At 68.4% G+C, this 14,129-nt stretch carries 14 protein-coding genes; 7 read left to right on the top strand and 7 right to left on the bottom strand.

Translation table 11 applies throughout. From position 1 onward, the window contains the following. Window positions 1-20: 20 nt before the first annotated feature. The 7 genes from KBY88_RS01630 to KBY88_RS01660 all read left to right on the top strand — a co-directional run bounded on the left by KBY88_RS01630 (window position 21) and on the right by KBY88_RS01660 (window position 6,856). Window positions 21-1,169 (top strand): CorA family divalent cation transporter, encoded by a 1,149-nt coding sequence (locus tag KBY88_RS01630; protein WP_254938138.1) that lies wholly within the window; start codon window positions 21-23, stop codon window positions 1,167-1,169. Continuing rightward, window positions 1,166-2,086 carry a CHAD domain-containing protein gene (locus KBY88_RS01635; protein ID WP_254938139.1) on the top strand — a complete coding sequence of 307 codons (921 nt, stop codon included), beginning with the start codon at window positions 1,166-1,168 and terminating at the stop codon, window positions 2,084-2,086. Before KBY88_RS01630 ends, KBY88_RS01635 begins: the two co-directional genes overlap by 4 nt. A 66-nt stretch (window positions 2,087-2,152) precedes the next feature. Further along, a complete protein-coding gene (gene pstS, locus KBY88_RS01640; protein ID WP_254938140.1) occupies window positions 2,153-3,133 on the top strand; it encodes a phosphate ABC transporter substrate-binding protein PstS in 981 nt (326 codons plus the stop codon). A 223-nt stretch (window positions 3,134-3,356) separates the two neighbouring features. Next, window positions 3,357-4,007, top strand: a complete 651-nt coding sequence (gene ptrA / locus KBY88_RS01645; protein WP_254938141.1) for a Crp/Fnr family transcriptional regulator PtrA — start codon at window positions 3,357-3,359, stop codon at window positions 4,005-4,007. Window positions 4,008-4,031: 24 nt separating this feature from the next. Continuing rightward, window positions 4,032-4,295 carry a FeoA family protein gene (locus tag KBY88_RS01650; RefSeq protein WP_254938142.1) on the top strand — a complete coding sequence of 88 codons (264 nt, stop codon included), beginning with the start codon at window positions 4,032-4,034 and terminating at the stop codon, window positions 4,293-4,295. Window positions 4,296-4,306: 11 nt separating this feature from the next. Beyond that, a complete protein-coding gene (gene feoB, locus KBY88_RS01655) occupies window positions 4,307-6,181 on the top strand; it encodes a ferrous iron transport protein B (protein ID WP_254938143.1) in 1,875 nt (624 codons plus the stop codon). Window positions 6,182-6,190: 9 nt separating this feature from the next. Continuing rightward, window positions 6,191-6,856 carry a Fe2+-dependent dioxygenase gene (locus tag KBY88_RS01660; RefSeq protein ID WP_254938144.1) on the top strand — a complete coding sequence of 222 codons (666 nt, stop codon included), beginning with the start codon at window positions 6,191-6,193 and terminating at the stop codon, window positions 6,854-6,856. A 35-nt stretch (window positions 6,857-6,891) separates the two neighbouring features. Here KBY88_RS01660 and KBY88_RS01665 read toward each other — a convergent pair whose 3' ends face one another. The 7 genes from KBY88_RS01665 to KBY88_RS01695 all read right to left on the bottom strand — a co-directional run bounded on the left by KBY88_RS01665 (window position 6,892) and on the right by KBY88_RS01695 (window position 14,040). Next, on the bottom strand, window positions 6,892-7,617 hold the full coding sequence (locus KBY88_RS01665; protein WP_254938145.1) for a response regulator transcription factor: 726 nt from the start codon (window positions 7,615-7,617) through the stop codon (window positions 6,892-6,894). Between the two features lie 199 nt (window positions 7,618-7,816). After that, window positions 7,817-8,353, bottom strand: coding sequence for a cytochrome b/b6 domain-containing protein (locus KBY88_RS01670; protein ID WP_254938146.1), 537 nt, complete (start codon window positions 8,351-8,353; stop codon window positions 7,817-7,819). Window positions 8,354-8,377: 24 nt separating this feature from the next. After that, complete coding sequence (locus KBY88_RS01675) at window positions 8,378-9,448, bottom strand: cation diffusion facilitator family transporter (protein ID WP_254938147.1); 1,071 nt, start codon at window positions 9,446-9,448, stop codon at window positions 8,378-8,380. Between the two features lie 9 nt (window positions 9,449-9,457). Beyond that, complete coding sequence (locus KBY88_RS01680) at window positions 9,458-10,099, bottom strand: TMEM165/GDT1 family protein (RefSeq protein WP_254938148.1); 642 nt, start codon at window positions 10,097-10,099, stop codon at window positions 9,458-9,460. Between the two features lie 23 nt (window positions 10,100-10,122). Next, the gene (locus tag KBY88_RS01685) at window positions 10,123-11,355 is read right to left on the bottom strand and encodes an FAD-dependent oxidoreductase (RefSeq protein ID WP_254938149.1); all 1,233 of its coding nucleotides are present in this window, start codon (window positions 11,353-11,355) and stop codon (window positions 10,123-10,125) included. Then, entirely contained in the window at window positions 11,352-12,929 is a 1,578-nt protein-coding gene (locus tag KBY88_RS01690; RefSeq protein ID WP_254938150.1) for a DHA2 family efflux MFS transporter permease subunit, read from the bottom strand. The genes KBY88_RS01685 and KBY88_RS01690 overlap by 4 nt, the downstream gene beginning before the upstream one ends. A gap of 1 nt (window position 12,930) precedes the next feature. Further along, complete coding sequence (locus KBY88_RS01695; protein WP_254938151.1) at window positions 12,931-14,040, bottom strand: HlyD family secretion protein; 1,110 nt, start codon at window positions 14,038-14,040, stop codon at window positions 12,931-12,933. Between the last annotated feature and the right edge of the window lie 89 nt (window positions 14,041-14,129).

Here is a 14,129-nt window from a genome sequence, read left to right on the forward strand (position 1 = left end):
CAATCACTGGGTGGGTGACGATGCTGGAGTCCCATGGCATCCGCCCAACTCCCGGGGCCCTGGAAACCCGGCGGCTGGAGGCCCGCCCCGGCGCCGTGCCAGCCGCCCTCGCCCAGGACGGCGACCAGGCGCCCACCCAGTTCTCGGTGATCGTCTTCACCGAGCGCGGCGCCCAGGGGCTGGTGCTGCGCAGCGTCGCTGAACTGGAGCCGCTGGTGGCCTCGGGCTGCCCCCTGTGGCTGCGGATCCAGGGTCTGGCGGGAGCTGGCCGGATCGCCGAAGCCCTGCGGGTGCTCGATGTGCCCTGCGCGTTTCACAGGCCGCTCCTGGAGCAACCCCAGCGCACCCGGGTGGATGCCTTCGGCGATGGGCTGGTGGTGGTGCTGCACCGCATGACCTTTGCGCCTGAAAGCTTCACGGTGGTGAGCGAGCAACTGGGCCTGTTGCTGCTCGATCGCCTGTTGGTGTCGGTGGAGGAGCTGCCCAGCGACGACCCCTTCCCGGTGATCAGTCACTGGCTCGTGAACCATGCGCCGCCCGGCTCGGTCAACCTCGACGACCTGCTCCATTTCCTCATCGATGAACTGCTGGATGGTCTGCCCCCTTTGCTGGAGCAGTTCGCCAATCGCCTCGACGATCTGGAGGAGCGGGCCCTGCGGATGCCCACCCCTGGGGTGATCAACCGGGCCTATGAGGTGCGCGCCAACCTCCGCGTGATCCGGCGTCAGATCTGGCCGCTGCGCACGGAGATTCAATCCTTGCTGCGCCAGAACCACCGGGTGCTGAAGGAGGAGGCCCTGCAGGGCTTCACCGACATGGGCCAGCAGGTGGAGACGCTGTTCGGTGGCTGTGAGTTGCTGCGCTATCACTGCGATGCGGTGACCGATGCCTACATGGCCAGTACCAGCAACAGAATGAATCAGGTGATGAAGACCCTGGCGATCATCACCAGCATTTTTGCGCCGCTCACCTTGATCGCCGGCATTTACGGCATGAACTTCCAGAACATGCCTGAACTCAACTGGAAATACGGCTACCACGTCAGCCTGCTGGCGATGGCCGCCGTGGCCGGCCTCCAGGCCTATGTCCTCTGGCGGCGCGGCTGGTTTCAGAACTGGACGGCCCAGACCTCGTCCCGGTCGCTGCTGGGGTCCAGGAGGCGTCGATGAGCAGATCTTCCTCCCCGGAGCTCGCCAGCAGTGGCCGTCAGCGGAGCGCCGGCAGCTATGCCGCCGGGCGTTTGGCCCTCGCCCTCCAGCGCATCGTCGCCCTGCATCCCGATGTGCTCGCCGATCAGGACCCCGAACCCCTGCATCAGTTGCGGGTGGCGATGCGCCGACTGCGCACGGTCCTGATGCAGTTCGAGCGGGCCTTGGTGTTGCCGGAGGCCGTCAGTGATGAGCGGATCGCCCGGGTGGCCCGGCGGCTCGGGGTGGCCAGGGATCTCGATGTGCTGCGCGATCAACTCGACAACGTCTACCTCCCCCAGCTGAGCGCGTCGGAGCGGGAGCTGCTCAAGCCGATCCGCAAACGCCTGCGCCGCGACCGCCGGCTCGCCTTCGATGACATGGAGTACCAGCTCAAGCGGGGCCGTTACCTGGCGCTCCTGGCGGCGCTTCAGGGCTGGTTGCGCCAGCCGCGGCTCACCCCCCTGGGCCAGGAGCCGGTGCATGACTGGCTGGTGGAGTGGTCTGGGCCCTGCCTGAGCGGTTTGATGACCCATCCAGGCTGGTGGGCCGCCGATCTCCACCAGGACGCCACGGTGCTCCACGACCTGCGCAAGCGGGTCAAGGGCGCCCGCTATGGCCTGGACAATCTGGCGCCGCTGCTGGCAGGGGCCCCCACCGGCTGGGTCGAGCGCCTCAAGTCCGTGCAGAGCTGCCTGGGGGATCTGCAGGACGTGCAGGTGCTGCGCGCGGCCCTGGCCCAGCAGCTTGATCACCCCCTGGCGGAGCTGGTGCCGGGCCTGGCCAACGAGCTGCAGCGGCGCGAGGGACTCAGCTGGGGGCGGTGGCGGCTTCTGGCCCAGGAGGCCCTCGATCCTTCCGAGCGCGGGAACCTGAATCGAATCTTGAGCCGGGGTTAACCGGGCCATAACGATGCCGGGGGGGGTGAGCGTCTAAACCTTGCAAGCTCCCCCATGGCCGCTCTGATGACCTTCGCCAAGAAGGCCCTGACCCTCACCACCCTCGCCGCCCTCGGTTTCGGGGCCTCCGCCTCAGCGGGCCCCAACCTCAACGGCGCTGGCGCCTCGTTCCCCGCGCCCTTGTATCAGCGTTGGTTCGCCGATCTGGCCAAAGCCAAGGACATTCAGGTGAATTATCAGTCGGTGGGCTCCGGCGCTGGCGTGCGTCAGTTCATCGCCGGCACCGTCGATTTCGGCGCCACCGATGAACCGATCAAGGCCTCCGATGCCGCCAAGGTGAAGCGTGGTGTGGTGCAGTTCCCCGCCACCGGCGGCACGATCGCCATCGCCTACAACAAGCCGGGCTGCAGCTTGAAGCTCACCCAGAAGCAGGTCGCAGACATCTTCCTGGGCACCATCAGAGATTGGAAGGAGCTGAAGTGCGCCCCCGGCAAGATCTCGGTGGCCCACCGCTCTGATGGCTCGGGTACCACCTTCTCCTTCACCAACTCCCTCTCCGCCTTCTCCCCCGCTTGGAAGAGCAAGGTGGGCGAAGGCAAGAGCGTGAACTGGCCCGTGGGTGTGGGTGGAAAGGGCAACGAGGGCGTGGCCGGTCTGCTCACCAACACACCTGGATCGATCGGCTACATCAGCCGTGCCTTCGTCAAGGGCTCTCTCCAGTCGGCCGCTGTGCAGAACAAGGCCGGCAACTTCGTCAAGCCCGACCTCAAAGGTGGCACCGCCGCCCTGAACAGCATCAAGCTGGACGCTGACCTCGCCGGTGAAGATCCCAACCCCGCCGGTGCCCAGGCCTACCCGATCACCACGCTGACCTGGATCCTGGCTTACAAAACCGGCAACGGCAGCAAGGCCGGCGCCATCCGTGACGCTTTCCTCTACATCCTCAGCCCCAAGCCCCAGGGTCTGGCGGACGATCTGGGTTATGTGCCCCTGCGCGAAGGCATCCTCAAGTCGGCCAAGGCGGCTGTCGCCAAAATCGGCTCCTGAGGATTTCCCTCCGCCAGAACGGCTTCGATCTGCCTTCCATCGAAGGGCCTTAGGGCCCTTTTTTCATGGGAGCGTTCCGGTAACCATGGCTGGGGGCCATGGCCCGGCAGGTCCACCGATGGGTTCGACCTTATCCAGAATTTAACCGGCTGCCTATCAAAGCTTTGCCCGCTTTCGGTGTAGTCCTCCATACGCTTGGCGGGTCATTTTGGGGTGAGCCCCGATGGTTGCGACGCCACAGCGCGATTCAGGCCGCACCGATGGCCTGCGCGAGGTTTTCGAATCCAGTTATCAGAAGCGCAACCTCGTCCATCTCACCACCGGCAGCTCCGTGCCGCTGCTCAAGAACACCATCTGGTTGGTGGTGCGCGGCATGGTGAAGCTCGGGGCCGTCTCGATCCACGGCGATGAACTGCTGCTGGGTCTGGCGGGTCCAAACGAACCTTTTGGCGATCCGCTCACCAATGTGGAGGCCTACGAGGCGATCACCCTCTGTGACACTGATCTGCTCTGCCTGAGCGGCGTCGAGATCGAGCAGAGCCCCCATCTGGCCATGGCCCTGATGCAGGCGATCTCCGGCCGCTACCGCCAGGCCGAAGCCCTGCTGGCGCTGCTGGGGCTGCGCCGGGTGGAGGAGCGGGTGCGTGGGTTCCTGGAATTGCTGGCCCAGGAGTATGGCCAACCCTGCGAGACCGGCCTGCGGCTCAATCTGCGGCTCACCCACCAGGAGCTGGCCAGTGCCCTCAGCACCACCCGGGTGACGGTGACGCGGGTGATCGGTCTGCTGCGGGATGAGGGTTGGCTCAGCATCGACGCCCAGCGCCACCTGGTGATCACCCATCTGCCGCGGGCGACATCGACGCTACGCTACTGAGATTCAGTTGCAATAAGCCCGCCCATGGGCCTTCCTCCGCTCGGCCCTGTCCCGACCCTGGCTGAGCTGGCGGTGGGGCGTCCCGGCACGATTCTTTCGGTGGCGGCGGCGGCGGGCTTGACGCAGCGGCTCAGCGCCCTGGGACTCAGCCCCGGACGCAACGTTCAGGTGCTGCGCCGGGCCTGGTGGTCGGGGCCGCTGCACGTGCGCGTCGGCATGACCGAGCTGATGCTGCGGCGCAGCGATGCGGCTCGCATCGCGATCGAACCCTGCGAGAGTGGGGTGTGAGAAGGCGCACCGTGAGTCCCGCCACCGCATCCGATCCGGCGAGCGAATCCGCCCCTGCGCGGCTGGAAACGGAGGGTCGTCCGGCGGATGGACGGCAGCGTGTCGCCCTGTTGGGGATGCCGAACACGGGCAAATCCACCTTCTTCACGCGGCTGACCGGAGCCCATGCGCAGATCGGCAATTGGCCGGGGCTCACGGTCGATCTGATGCAGGCCCAGCTGGAGCTGGGGGGGCAGCCTGCCCTGGTGGTGGATTTACCGGGCCTCTACGACCTGCGCGGCTACTCCGAAGACGAACTGTTGGTGCGCGGCTTCCTGGAGAGCACCCGCCTCGATCTGGTGCTGGTGATCCTCAATGCCAGCCAGATCGATCGCCAGCTGCAGCTGGTGCTCCAGGCCCGCAGCCTGGGCCTGCCGGTGCTGGTGCTGCTGAACATGGCTGACGAGGCCCGTCGCTTCGGGCTGACGATCGACCACGGCGCCCTCTCCAGGGAACTGGGCCTGCCGGTGCTGCCGATCAGCGCCAAGTACGGCACCGGCTGCGCGGAGGCCAGGGCCGCGATCGAGGCGCGGCTCTCCTGCGACACCCCCCCGGGGCGCTGTCTGGATCCGGCCCGTTTCCTGCTCGATGATCTGGCCCTCGATGCCGCCCTGGCGCCGTTGCTGGCGGCCGCTGTGCGGCTGCCCGAGCGCCTCAAGGACCGCACCACCCGCCGGCTGGATGCCGTGTTGCTGCAGCCGCTGCTGGGGTTGCCGCTGTTCTTCCTGGCCATGTTCCTGATGTTCCAGGGCATCTACGCCCTGGGGGTGCCCCTGCAGCTGGGGCTGGCCCACGGGCTTGAACGGGTTGGCACTGAGCTGATTCGGCCCCTGCTGGCGGGTTTGCCCCCCTTCCTGGGCGGCTTCCTGATGGATGGCCTGTACCAGGGCATCGGCACGGTGGCGGCGTTCCTGCCGGTGATCTTCCTGTTCTTTCTGGCCATGGGCCTGGTGGAGGACAGCGGCTACCTCTCGCGGGCGGCCTTCCTGATGGATGGCTTGATGGAGCGCTTGGGGCTGGATGGACGCTCCTTCGTGCTCTCGCTGATGGGCTTCGGCTGCAATGTGCCGGCCCTGCTGGGCACCCGGGTGATGCGCTCCAGCGGCCTGCGTCTGCTCTCGATGCTCGTGATTCCGTTCTCCCTGTGCTCGGCGCGGCTGAACGTGTTTCTGTTCATGAGTGCGGCTTTGTTCGCCCCCCGCCAGGGGGCCACGGTGATCTTCAGCCTTTATTTATTGAGCTTCGTGGCAATGATCGTCACGGCGGCGTTGTTCAAAGGTTCGTTCAGCAGTGATGAACCACTGGTTCTTGAGTTGCCGCCCTATCGCTTTCCCACCTTCCGCCAGATGTTGAATCGGGCCTGGTGCGAAGTACGCCATTTCTGGTTCTGGTCGCGGCGGTTCATCATCCTCGGGGTGGTGGCGATCTGGCTGATGAACAACCTGCCCATGGGGGTGGCCCCCGCCAGTGCCGGCACCCTCTCAGGGATGCTCGGGCAGGCGCTGCAACCACTCCTGGCGCCGATCGGGATCAACCCCAAACTCACCGTGGCACTGCTCTTCGGCTTCATCGCCAAGGAGATTGTGTTGGGGGGCCTGGCGGTGATCTACACCCAGGCCGATCCGTTGCGCCTGGGCCAGGCCCTCGCCCAGGACCTCGATTGGGCCCAGGCCTACAGCTTCATGATCTTCACCCTGCTCTATACCCCGTGCCTCTCGACGGTGGCGGTGATGCGCAGTGAATCAAAGAACGGGCGCTTCACCGCCTTTGCGGTGCTCTGGTCCTTGCTGCTGGCCTGGGTCAGCAGCTTTGTGTTCTATCAGGCGGTGCTGTGGTTCCGGGGCTGACCGATCACGATGCGCTTTGAGCTTGAAGCCCTGCTGAGCCCCGAGACGGCGGCCAGTCTTCGCCTCAGCTTGCTGGCCGAGCACGAGGCCTGGCGGGCCGGGAGCGCCACCGCCGGCTGGCATGCCCGCCAGGTGAAGCGCAACCGGCAGCTCGATCGCAGCAGTGCCTTGCAACGGTCATTGGCGGACCAGGTCAGCGCCGCCCTGCTGGCCGATCCGTTGCTGCAGTCGGCGGCCCTGCCGGTGCGGGTCCATGGGCTCCTGTTCAGCCGCAGCGGCCCCGGTGACGGCTATGGCCGCCACGTCGACAACGCCTTCATGGACGGAGGCCGCTCCGACCTCTCCTTCACGGTGTTTCTCTCGCCGCCCGACCACTACGAGGGCGGTGCGCTGGTGCTGGAGCAGCCCCACGGCGAGGAGGCGTTTCGTTTGCCGGCGGGCCAGGCTTTGGTCTATCCGAGCACGATGCTGCATCGGGTGGAGCCGGTGAGCGCCGGTGAGCGGCTGGTGGCGGTGGGCTGGGTCCAGAGCCGGGTGCGCAGCGCTGAGCAACGGGAACTGCTGTTCGAGCTGGACACCGCCCGCCGGACCCTATTCGCCCAAGGGGGGAAGGGCGAAGTGTTCGATCTGCTGTGCCGGAGCTACAGCAACCTGCTGCGGATGTGGGGAGAGTGAGATGGTTGAGGGGCAGGGGCGCGTCCTGGGGCCGCTCAGCCGTAGCGCCGCTGCTCCATGGGCAAATCAAGGCAGTAACCGACGCCGTACATCGTCTTGAGGAAGCTCGGCCGGTGGGGGTTGGGTTCGAGCTTGCCGCGCAGGTGGCGGATCTGGACGCGTAGGCACTCGATCCCGTTCACATCGGCCTCGTAGCCCCAGACCTCGGAGAGGACCTCCTCCGGGGAGACCGCCTGGCCGTGGCGCTGCAGCAGGCAGTGGAGCACCTCCAGCTCCAGGCGGGTGAGGCGGATCGCCTGCTCGAACCAGATCGCCTCCAGGCGCTCGGGCACCAGGGTGAGCGGGCCATAGGTGAGCACCTCCCCGCGCAGGGAGGTGAGCGCCTCCCCCTGGCTGCGCCTGAGCAGGGCGCGCAGGCGGGCAATCAGCTCCTCGCTGTCGTGGGGCTTGATCACATAGTCATCGGCGCCGGCATTGAAGCCGCTCACCTTGTCGCTGATGGCCCGCAGGGAGGTGAGGATCACCAGGGGCACAGCGGTGGTGCGGGGATCCCGTTTCAGGCGCATGCAAAGGGTGAGGCCATCCACCTTGGGCAGTAGCAGATCCAGCAGGATCAGGTCAGGAACCAGTTGATGCGCCAAGGCCTGGCCCTGGATGCCATCGAGGGCGAACCGCGTGTCGAATCCAACCCCATTGAGCTCTGCGACCAGTCGTTCGCAGAAGTCAAGATCGTCGTCGATCAGGAGAAGCGTGGGTTTCATTGCAGTCAGGGGATGGGGCGATGGTGGCCCGCTCCCGTCGTCAATGGGTCGCGTCATGGGTGGTCTAACCCTCAACGCCCTGGTAGAGCTTGTTTGGGCTTTTAACTTTCGATTGCTTTAATCATTGACCCCATTCATGATGTTGAAATCGGGATAAACGGCCGCGAAGGCCTCATCAACGTCTGGGGTGGCGGGCCCATCAACGTTCCCGGCGTTTCCCCCACCAGCGGCCCAGTTGGCCAGGCCAGTGCTGGGGCCGATCCCGCGCTTGGAGATGCAGGCTGAGCATGGAGCCCAGCAGAGCGGGGCCCCCGCGCCTCAGCGAGCCGGCCAGGTGCCCGAGCAGGCTGAGGCTGATCAGCAGCCAGGCGCACAGGTGCAGGCTGTAGACGCTGTGGTGGAGATCACCGTTGCGCAGCCAGTCCTCCTGCATGAGCTTGCCGCTGCCGATGGCCAGGGCCAGGGCCGCCAGGGGCAGGACGTTGCTGATCCGGCTCAGCTGGCGCCGCCCCAGGGTGAAGGCGTAGAGGCCGAGGAGCAGGGCCAGGGGCAACAGGATCACCCCGGCGGTGCCATGCAGGTCGATCCACTCGCCGGGGAACTGCCCGTTCAGGCGGCCCCAGCGGCCGTCATAGCGGCTGTAGACCAGCAGGCCGCTGAACCAGGTGGCGGCCACCAGCAGGGCGGTGACGCCATGGAGCAGCCGCAGCAGGGAGGGTTGATAGGGGCGGGCCATCGGTGCGGGCGGCGGGAGGGGAGCTCAGATCGATGGCGGGGCCGTTGGGGGAGGCTCCAGTTGCAGGGTGCTGTGGGCGATCCCCAGGGTCGCGAGCTGCCCTTTCGCCCTCTGGAGCAGTTCCAGGTCGTCGCCTGCTCCAGGGGTGCGGATGATGTGGGCGGTGAGGGCATTCTGGGAGGTGCTCATGCCCCAGATGTGCAGATGATGCACCTCGATCACCCCCGGCAACGCGAGCAGGGCGCTTTCCACCGCCTGGCGATCGATGGCTTGGGGCACCCCGTCGAGGGCCACCGCCAGGGATTCCTTGAGCAGCGACCATCCGCTCCAGGCCACCGCCAGGCCCACACCGATGGCGGTGATCGCATCGAGCACGTTCCAGCCCGTGAGGCTCACCAGCAGGGCGCTGGCCAGCACCGCCGCCGAGACGGCCGCATCGGTGAGCAGGTGCACCACGGCGGCACGGCGGTTGAGGTCGTGCTGGTGGCCATGGCCGAACAGGCGGGCCGAGAGCAGGTTGACGACGATGCCCGCGGCGGCGGCCCAGGCCACGGGACCGGCCGAGACCTCCACCGGCCGCCCCAGCCGCTGAACCCCCTCGACGATCACCACGGCGGCGGCCATCAGGATCAGCACCGCATTCATCAGCGAGGCCAACTGGGTGCTGCGCCCGTAGCCAAAGGTGAAGCGCTCGCTGGCGGGGCGGGCGCTCAGCCGTTCGGCCCCCCAGCCCAGGAGCAACCCAGCCACATCACCAAGGTTATGGACCGCATCGCCGATCAGGGCCAGGGAGCCGAAGCCGATACCGATCGCCAGTTGCAGGCCCGAGAGGGCGCTGTTGAGGATGACGCTCCAGCGGAAGGCCGCCGCTGAACCCTGGCGGTGGTCATGCGGCCGGGGCGGGGGCTGCCGCTGAAGCTCTACGGCGGGATGGCCGTGGTCATGGTCATGGCTGTTGCCCGGCCCATGGCTGTTGCCCGGCCCATGGCTGTTGCCCGGCCCATGGCTGTTGGCAGGCCCATGGCTGTTGCCAGGCCCATGGCTATCGCCAGGGTCGTGGTCGTGGTCGCTGGTGGGGCAGGGGGAGGGGGCCATGGGTGGTCGTCAGGGAAGGGCCTGGCGCAGGGCCACCAGGGCGAAGGCCAGAAACAGGCCACCGCTGAGTCGGAACAGCAGCCGTTCACTCAAGCGCCCGCCGATCCAACGGCCTGCCCCCACCGCCAGGGCCGTGACCAGGGCGTGGCCCAGCAGGCTGCCCGCCAGCAGGGCGGCGAAGCCGAAGCCAGGGCCGGTGGCCAGGAAGATGGTGGCGAACTGGGTGCGATCGCCCAGTTCAGCGATGAACACCAAAGCGAAGGCCTCGCGAATCACGCCCCAGGCCGTGGCCGAGGGGTGGCGGGCTTCGGCCTGCTCCACCAGTTCTTCGGCCTCCTCGGCCTCCTCTGCGGCCGCGTTCGCCCCCAGGCCCTGGGCATCGATCAGGAGCTTGAGCCCGAAGGCTCCGAACAGCAGCGCCGCCAGCCAAGGCACCAGGGCCAGGGGAAGCAGACTGCGCAGGCCATAGCCCAGACCCAGGGAGATCACCGTGACGGCCGCCAGGGCGGCGAAGGCGCCGCTGAACACCCAGCTGGCCCGGTGGCGGGCCGCCAGCAGCAGGGCGACGAAGAAGGTCTTGTCCCCCAGTTCCGCCAGGGTGATGGCGGTGAAGCTGGAGCCGAAGGCGGCAAGCGCCGGGTCGGGGGGCATCGGCAGCGCTCGGGGCCGGGGATTCAGGATCCCACGCCGCTCGGCAGCGGCAGGCCGTCACGGAGCAGACGCTGCTGGTGGATCCAGTGGCGTTTCAGCAGCACTCCCGCCACAGGCGCTCCCAGGGCGAGGGCGCAGCGCAGGGCGCCCTGGGAGCGCAGCAGCTCTCCCCGGGCCGCCTCCTGGGCCTGCAGACCCTGTACGCAACTGATCTCCGGGAACCGGGCCGCCTGGATCCGCTCCAGGGCCCCATCGAGGGTCGCTGGATCCGGCCCACCGCCTACCCAGAGCGGCGCCAGCAACCGGGCGGCCACCAGGCTGTCCCGCAGGGCCATGTTCAGCCCCTGGGCCCGCACCGGACTCATCGGGTGGGCCGCATCGCCCAGCAGCAGCAGCCCTCTCCGCTGCCACAGGGGACAGCGGCCCACCTCCACGTTCAGCCTCACCGGGCCCACCAGGGCCCCGGCCTGCTGGCGCAGGTGTCGGGCCAGGGGTTCGGGGGCCAGCTGGGCAAAGGTTTCGCACCAGTCCTGGGGTCCTCGCTGCTCCGTGGTCGCGGCCGCCTTGCCCTTGTTCACCACCCAGCCCAGCTGCAGCTCCCCCGCTCTGGTGCCGGCGAACAGGCTGCAGACCTGGCCCCGGGCCACCAGGATGGTGAAGCGGTTCGATCGCTCGAATTCAGGCGCACTCGGCAGCCGGAACCAGAGCACATCGATCGGTGACCCCAGGGCGTCGAGGGCCAGGCCGGCCCGCTGGCGCACCAGCGAGCGTCGCCCATCGCTGCCCACCACCAGGGCGGCCTCCAGGCAGCGGCCATCGGCCAGGCGCACGCCGCTGATCCGACCCCCCTGCTCGATCAGATCGGCCACGGCCGTGCCCGGCAGCCAGGTGAAGCCCGGCAGCGCCCGGGCCCGCTCCACCAGGGCCTCCAGCAGGGGCCCCTGGGCCACCAGGGTGCAGGGGCGGGCCGAACCGAGCGGTTCATCGGCGCTGAACAGCTCCCGGCCCTCGATCTGGAAACTCCAGCCCTCCAGAGTGCGTTGGGGCAGCTCCGCCAGCAGCGCCTCCAGCCCCATGGCGGCGAGGGCGTCCAGGCCCGAGGGCATCAGCGCTTCGCCGCGGAACTGACGGCTGAACTCCTTGGCAGCCTCGATCAAGGTGACGGGCACGCCGGCGCGGGCCAGTTGCAGGGCCAGGCTGGCGCCGGCCGGGCCCGCCCCCACGATCACCACCGGCGCTGATTGAGGGGAGTTCATGGCTGCAGGCGGCGGGGGGCGCGCAGCAGCAACACCAGCGGGATGGCCGCCAGGAACACCAGCGCCAACAGGTGGAAGACATCGCCGTAGGCCAGCAGGGCCGCCTGGCCGTTGATGCTCGTATCCACCAGCTTCAGGGCGCGCCGGGCGGCCAGCTCCGGATCCACACCCTGCTGCTGGAGCAGCAGCTGCAGCTGCTCCAGGCGTTCCCTCAGCCCGATGTCGAGGGCGCCGGCGGCTTCGGTGAGCCGGGCCCGGTGCTCGGCCTCGTGGTGGCTCAGCTGGGAGGTGAGCAGGGCGATGCCGAAGCTGCCCCCAAGCTGGCGGGTGAGGTTGTAAAAGCCGCTGCCGGCGTTGATCTCCTCGGGGGGCAGATCCCCCAGGGCCGCCAGGCTCAGGGGCAGGAACATCAGCACCGTGCCGATGCCCCGGAAGATCAGCGGCCAGAACAGGCTGTCCTCGCCGGTGCCGGGGTTGATCGAGGCCAGGGCGAACATCACCAGGCTGGTGCAGAGGCTGCCGGCGGCGATCGCCTTGCGGGGGTCAATCTGTTGCACCTTCTTGCTCAGCACCAGCATCGTGGCGCCGGAAGCCAGGGCGCTGGGGAGCACCAGCAGGCCCGTCTGGATGGCCGTGAAGCGCAGCACCGACTGGGCGTAGATCGGGATCAGAAAGACGGTGCCGTAGAGCCCCAAGCCGACGATCATTGAAAACAGGCTGCCCACCGCCAGGCTGCGGTGACGCAGCACCCGCAGGTCCACCGCCGGCCGCTCCCGGCTCAGCTCCCAGGCGATGAACAGCGGCAGGGCGATCACAAAGGTGAGCGTCAGGGCGACGATGCCCCGGTCTTCGAACCAGGCGTATTGCTCCCCCTGCTCCAGCACCACCTGGAGCGAAGCCATCACGCCGGTGAGCAGGGCGATGCCGATCCAGTCGACGGAGGCCAGGGCCGGGGGCGGTTTGGGTTCATCCGCCGGCAGGGAGCGCAGGGCCATCAGCACCGCCAGGATGCCGAAGGGCAGGTTGATCAGGAAGATCCAGCGCCAGCCCAGCAGATCGGTGAGGTAACCCCCCAAGGTGGGACCCAGGGCGGGGCCGGTGATGATCCCCAGCCCGAAGATCGCCTGGGCGAACCCCTGGCGGTCCTTCGGAACCGCCTCAAACAGGATCGCCTGGGCCTTGGCCAGCAGACCGCCCCCCAGCAGCCCCTGGAGAATCCGTGACGCCACCAGCACCGGCAGGTTGGGGGCCAGGCCGCAGAGCACCGAGGCGGCGGTGAAGCCCGCCAGGGAGAACACGAAGTAGCTGCGCCGGCCGAAGCCATCGGCGAGGAAGGCGGTGAGGGGGAGGATCACCACGTTGGCGATCGCGTAGCCGGTCACCACCCAGCCCACCTCCGCCAGGGTGGCCCCCAGGTTGGCCTGGATGCTGGTCAGGGCCACGTTGACGATGCTGGTGTCCAGCACCTCCAGGAACGCCCCGAGCGAGGCGGTGGCGATGATCAGCCAGACCGCTGGCGTCAGCGGTGTTTTCCCGGGAGCGGCGGCCAGCGTGCTGGCCAGGGAGGAGGCCATCTCAGGTGTGCACCTTGGCCGTCACCGAGAGTCCCGGTTTCAGCCGCGCCCGCCAGCGCTCCAGGGCGGCGGGCTCGAGGTCGATGCGCACGGTCACCCGCTGCACCACCTTGGTGAAGTTGCCGGTGGCGTTGTCGGGGGGCAGCAGGGCGAAGCGGGCCCCGGAGGCGGGCGAGAGGCTGCTCACCTGCCCTTGGAAGCTGACCCCGGGCAGGGCGTCGACATGGACCTCGGCCCGGTTATGCGCGCGCATCTGCCCCACCTGGGTCTCCTTGAAGTTGGCCTCCACCCACACGCTGCGCCCCACCAGGCTGAGCAGCCCCTGGCTGGGTTGCACCGACTGGCCCGGTTCCACCTCGCGGGCGCCCACCACCGCATCGGCTGGAGCGACCACGGTGGTGTAGCCCAGCTGCAGCCGCGCACTGGCCAGGGCTGAACGGGCCTGGAGCACTTCGGAGGCAGCGGCCACCGCCTTGCTGCGATCGACGGAGATCTTCGCCTGATCACTCTGGGCGGAAGCGCGGCTGCCGGCGCTGCGACTGAGGCGCCCCTGGGCCAGCTGGAACTGGCTGCGGGCCAGCTCCAGTTGCTGCTGGGAGGCGGCCCCGGCGGCGTGGAGCCGCTGGAAGCGCTCCAGATCGGTGCGCGTGCGCTCCAGTTCGGCCTTCGCCTCCTGCTGGGCGCCGTCCGCCTGCTGGCGGCTGGCGTCGGCCTCACTGCGGTCGGCGCCCACGGTGACCCGGGCGGCCTCGGCCTTGGCCAGGGCCGCGGCCAGATCGGCCTCCGCCCGGCCCACGGCGGCCCTCTGGTCGGAGTCGTCGAGGCGGAGCAGGACCTGCCCCTTGCGCACCGGTTGGTTGGCCTCCACCAGCACCTGGGCCACGGTGCCCGGCAGGCGGCTCGACATCCGGTAAAGGTGCGCCTGGATCTGGGCGTCGTCGGTGCTCTCGATGCCCCAATGGCTGATCACCCAGGCGCCCACCCCGAGCAGGGCCACCGTGCCCACCACCATGCCGAGGCTGCGTTTGCTGGGCATCAAGCGCGGTGAATCCACCATTCTGATCGCTTGGTTCCGCCGCTGGGAGCGCCCGCTGCCGACCGCCAGCGCCATCCAGGCCCCGCCCTCCTCCGCTGGCGGGGAGCTCAGGGGCCACGGGAGGGGCCGCTGACCGGCCGCTGGCTTCAGCTGAGCGCTGCAGC

Source organism: Cyanobium sp. Morenito 9A2 (assembly GCF_024345575.1).
Classification (GTDB): Bacteria; Cyanobacteriota; Cyanobacteriia; order PCC-6307; family Cyanobiaceae; genus ATX-6F1.

What these genes read in the sequence shown, in the direction of transcription:
- KBY88_RS01660 (WP_254938144.1), top strand. Translation starts at nt 6,191, where the DNA reads ATGCGCTTTGAGCTTGAAGCCCTGCTGAGCCCCGAGACGGCGGCCAGT.
- KBY88_RS01650 (WP_254938142.1), top strand. Translation starts at nt 4,032, where the DNA reads ATGGGCCTTCCTCCGCTCGGCCCTGTCCCGACCCTGGCTGAGCTGGCG.
- pstS (WP_254938140.1), top strand. Translation starts at nt 2,153, where the DNA reads ATGACCTTCGCCAAGAAGGCCCTGACCCTCACCACCCTCGCCGCCCTC.
- KBY88_RS01630 (WP_254938138.1), top strand. Translation starts at nt 21, where the DNA reads ATGCTGGAGTCCCATGGCATCCGCCCAACTCCCGGGGCCCTGGAAACC.
- KBY88_RS01680 (WP_254938148.1), bottom strand. Translation starts at nt 10,099, where the DNA reads ATGCCCCCCGACCCGGCGCTTGCCGCCTTCGGCTCCAGCTTCACCGCC.
- KBY88_RS01685 (WP_254938149.1), bottom strand. Translation starts at nt 11,355, where the DNA reads ATGAACTCCCCTCAATCAGCGCCGGTGGTGATCGTGGGGGCGGGCCCG.
- KBY88_RS01665 (WP_254938145.1), bottom strand. Translation starts at nt 7,617, where the DNA reads ATGAAACCCACGCTTCTCCTGATCGACGACGATCTTGACTTCTGCGAA.
- KBY88_RS01670 (WP_254938146.1), bottom strand. Translation starts at nt 8,353, where the DNA reads ATGGCCCGCCCCTATCAACCCTCCCTGCTGCGGCTGCTCCATGGCGTC.
- KBY88_RS01675 (WP_254938147.1), bottom strand. Translation starts at nt 9,448, where the DNA reads ATGGCCCCCTCCCCCTGCCCCACCAGCGACCACGACCACGACCCTGGC.
- KBY88_RS01635 (WP_254938139.1), top strand. Translation starts at nt 1,166, where the DNA reads ATGAGCAGATCTTCCTCCCCGGAGCTCGCCAGCAGTGGCCGTCAGCGG.
- KBY88_RS01690 (WP_254938150.1), bottom strand. Translation starts at nt 12,929, where the DNA reads ATGGCCTCCTCCCTGGCCAGCACGCTGGCCGCCGCTCCCGGGAAAACA.
- ptrA (WP_254938141.1), top strand. Translation starts at nt 3,357, where the DNA reads ATGGTTGCGACGCCACAGCGCGATTCAGGCCGCACCGATGGCCTGCGC.
- KBY88_RS01695 (WP_254938151.1), bottom strand. Translation starts at nt 14,040, where the DNA reads ATGGCGCTGGCGGTCGGCAGCGGGCGCTCCCAGCGGCGGAACCAAGCG.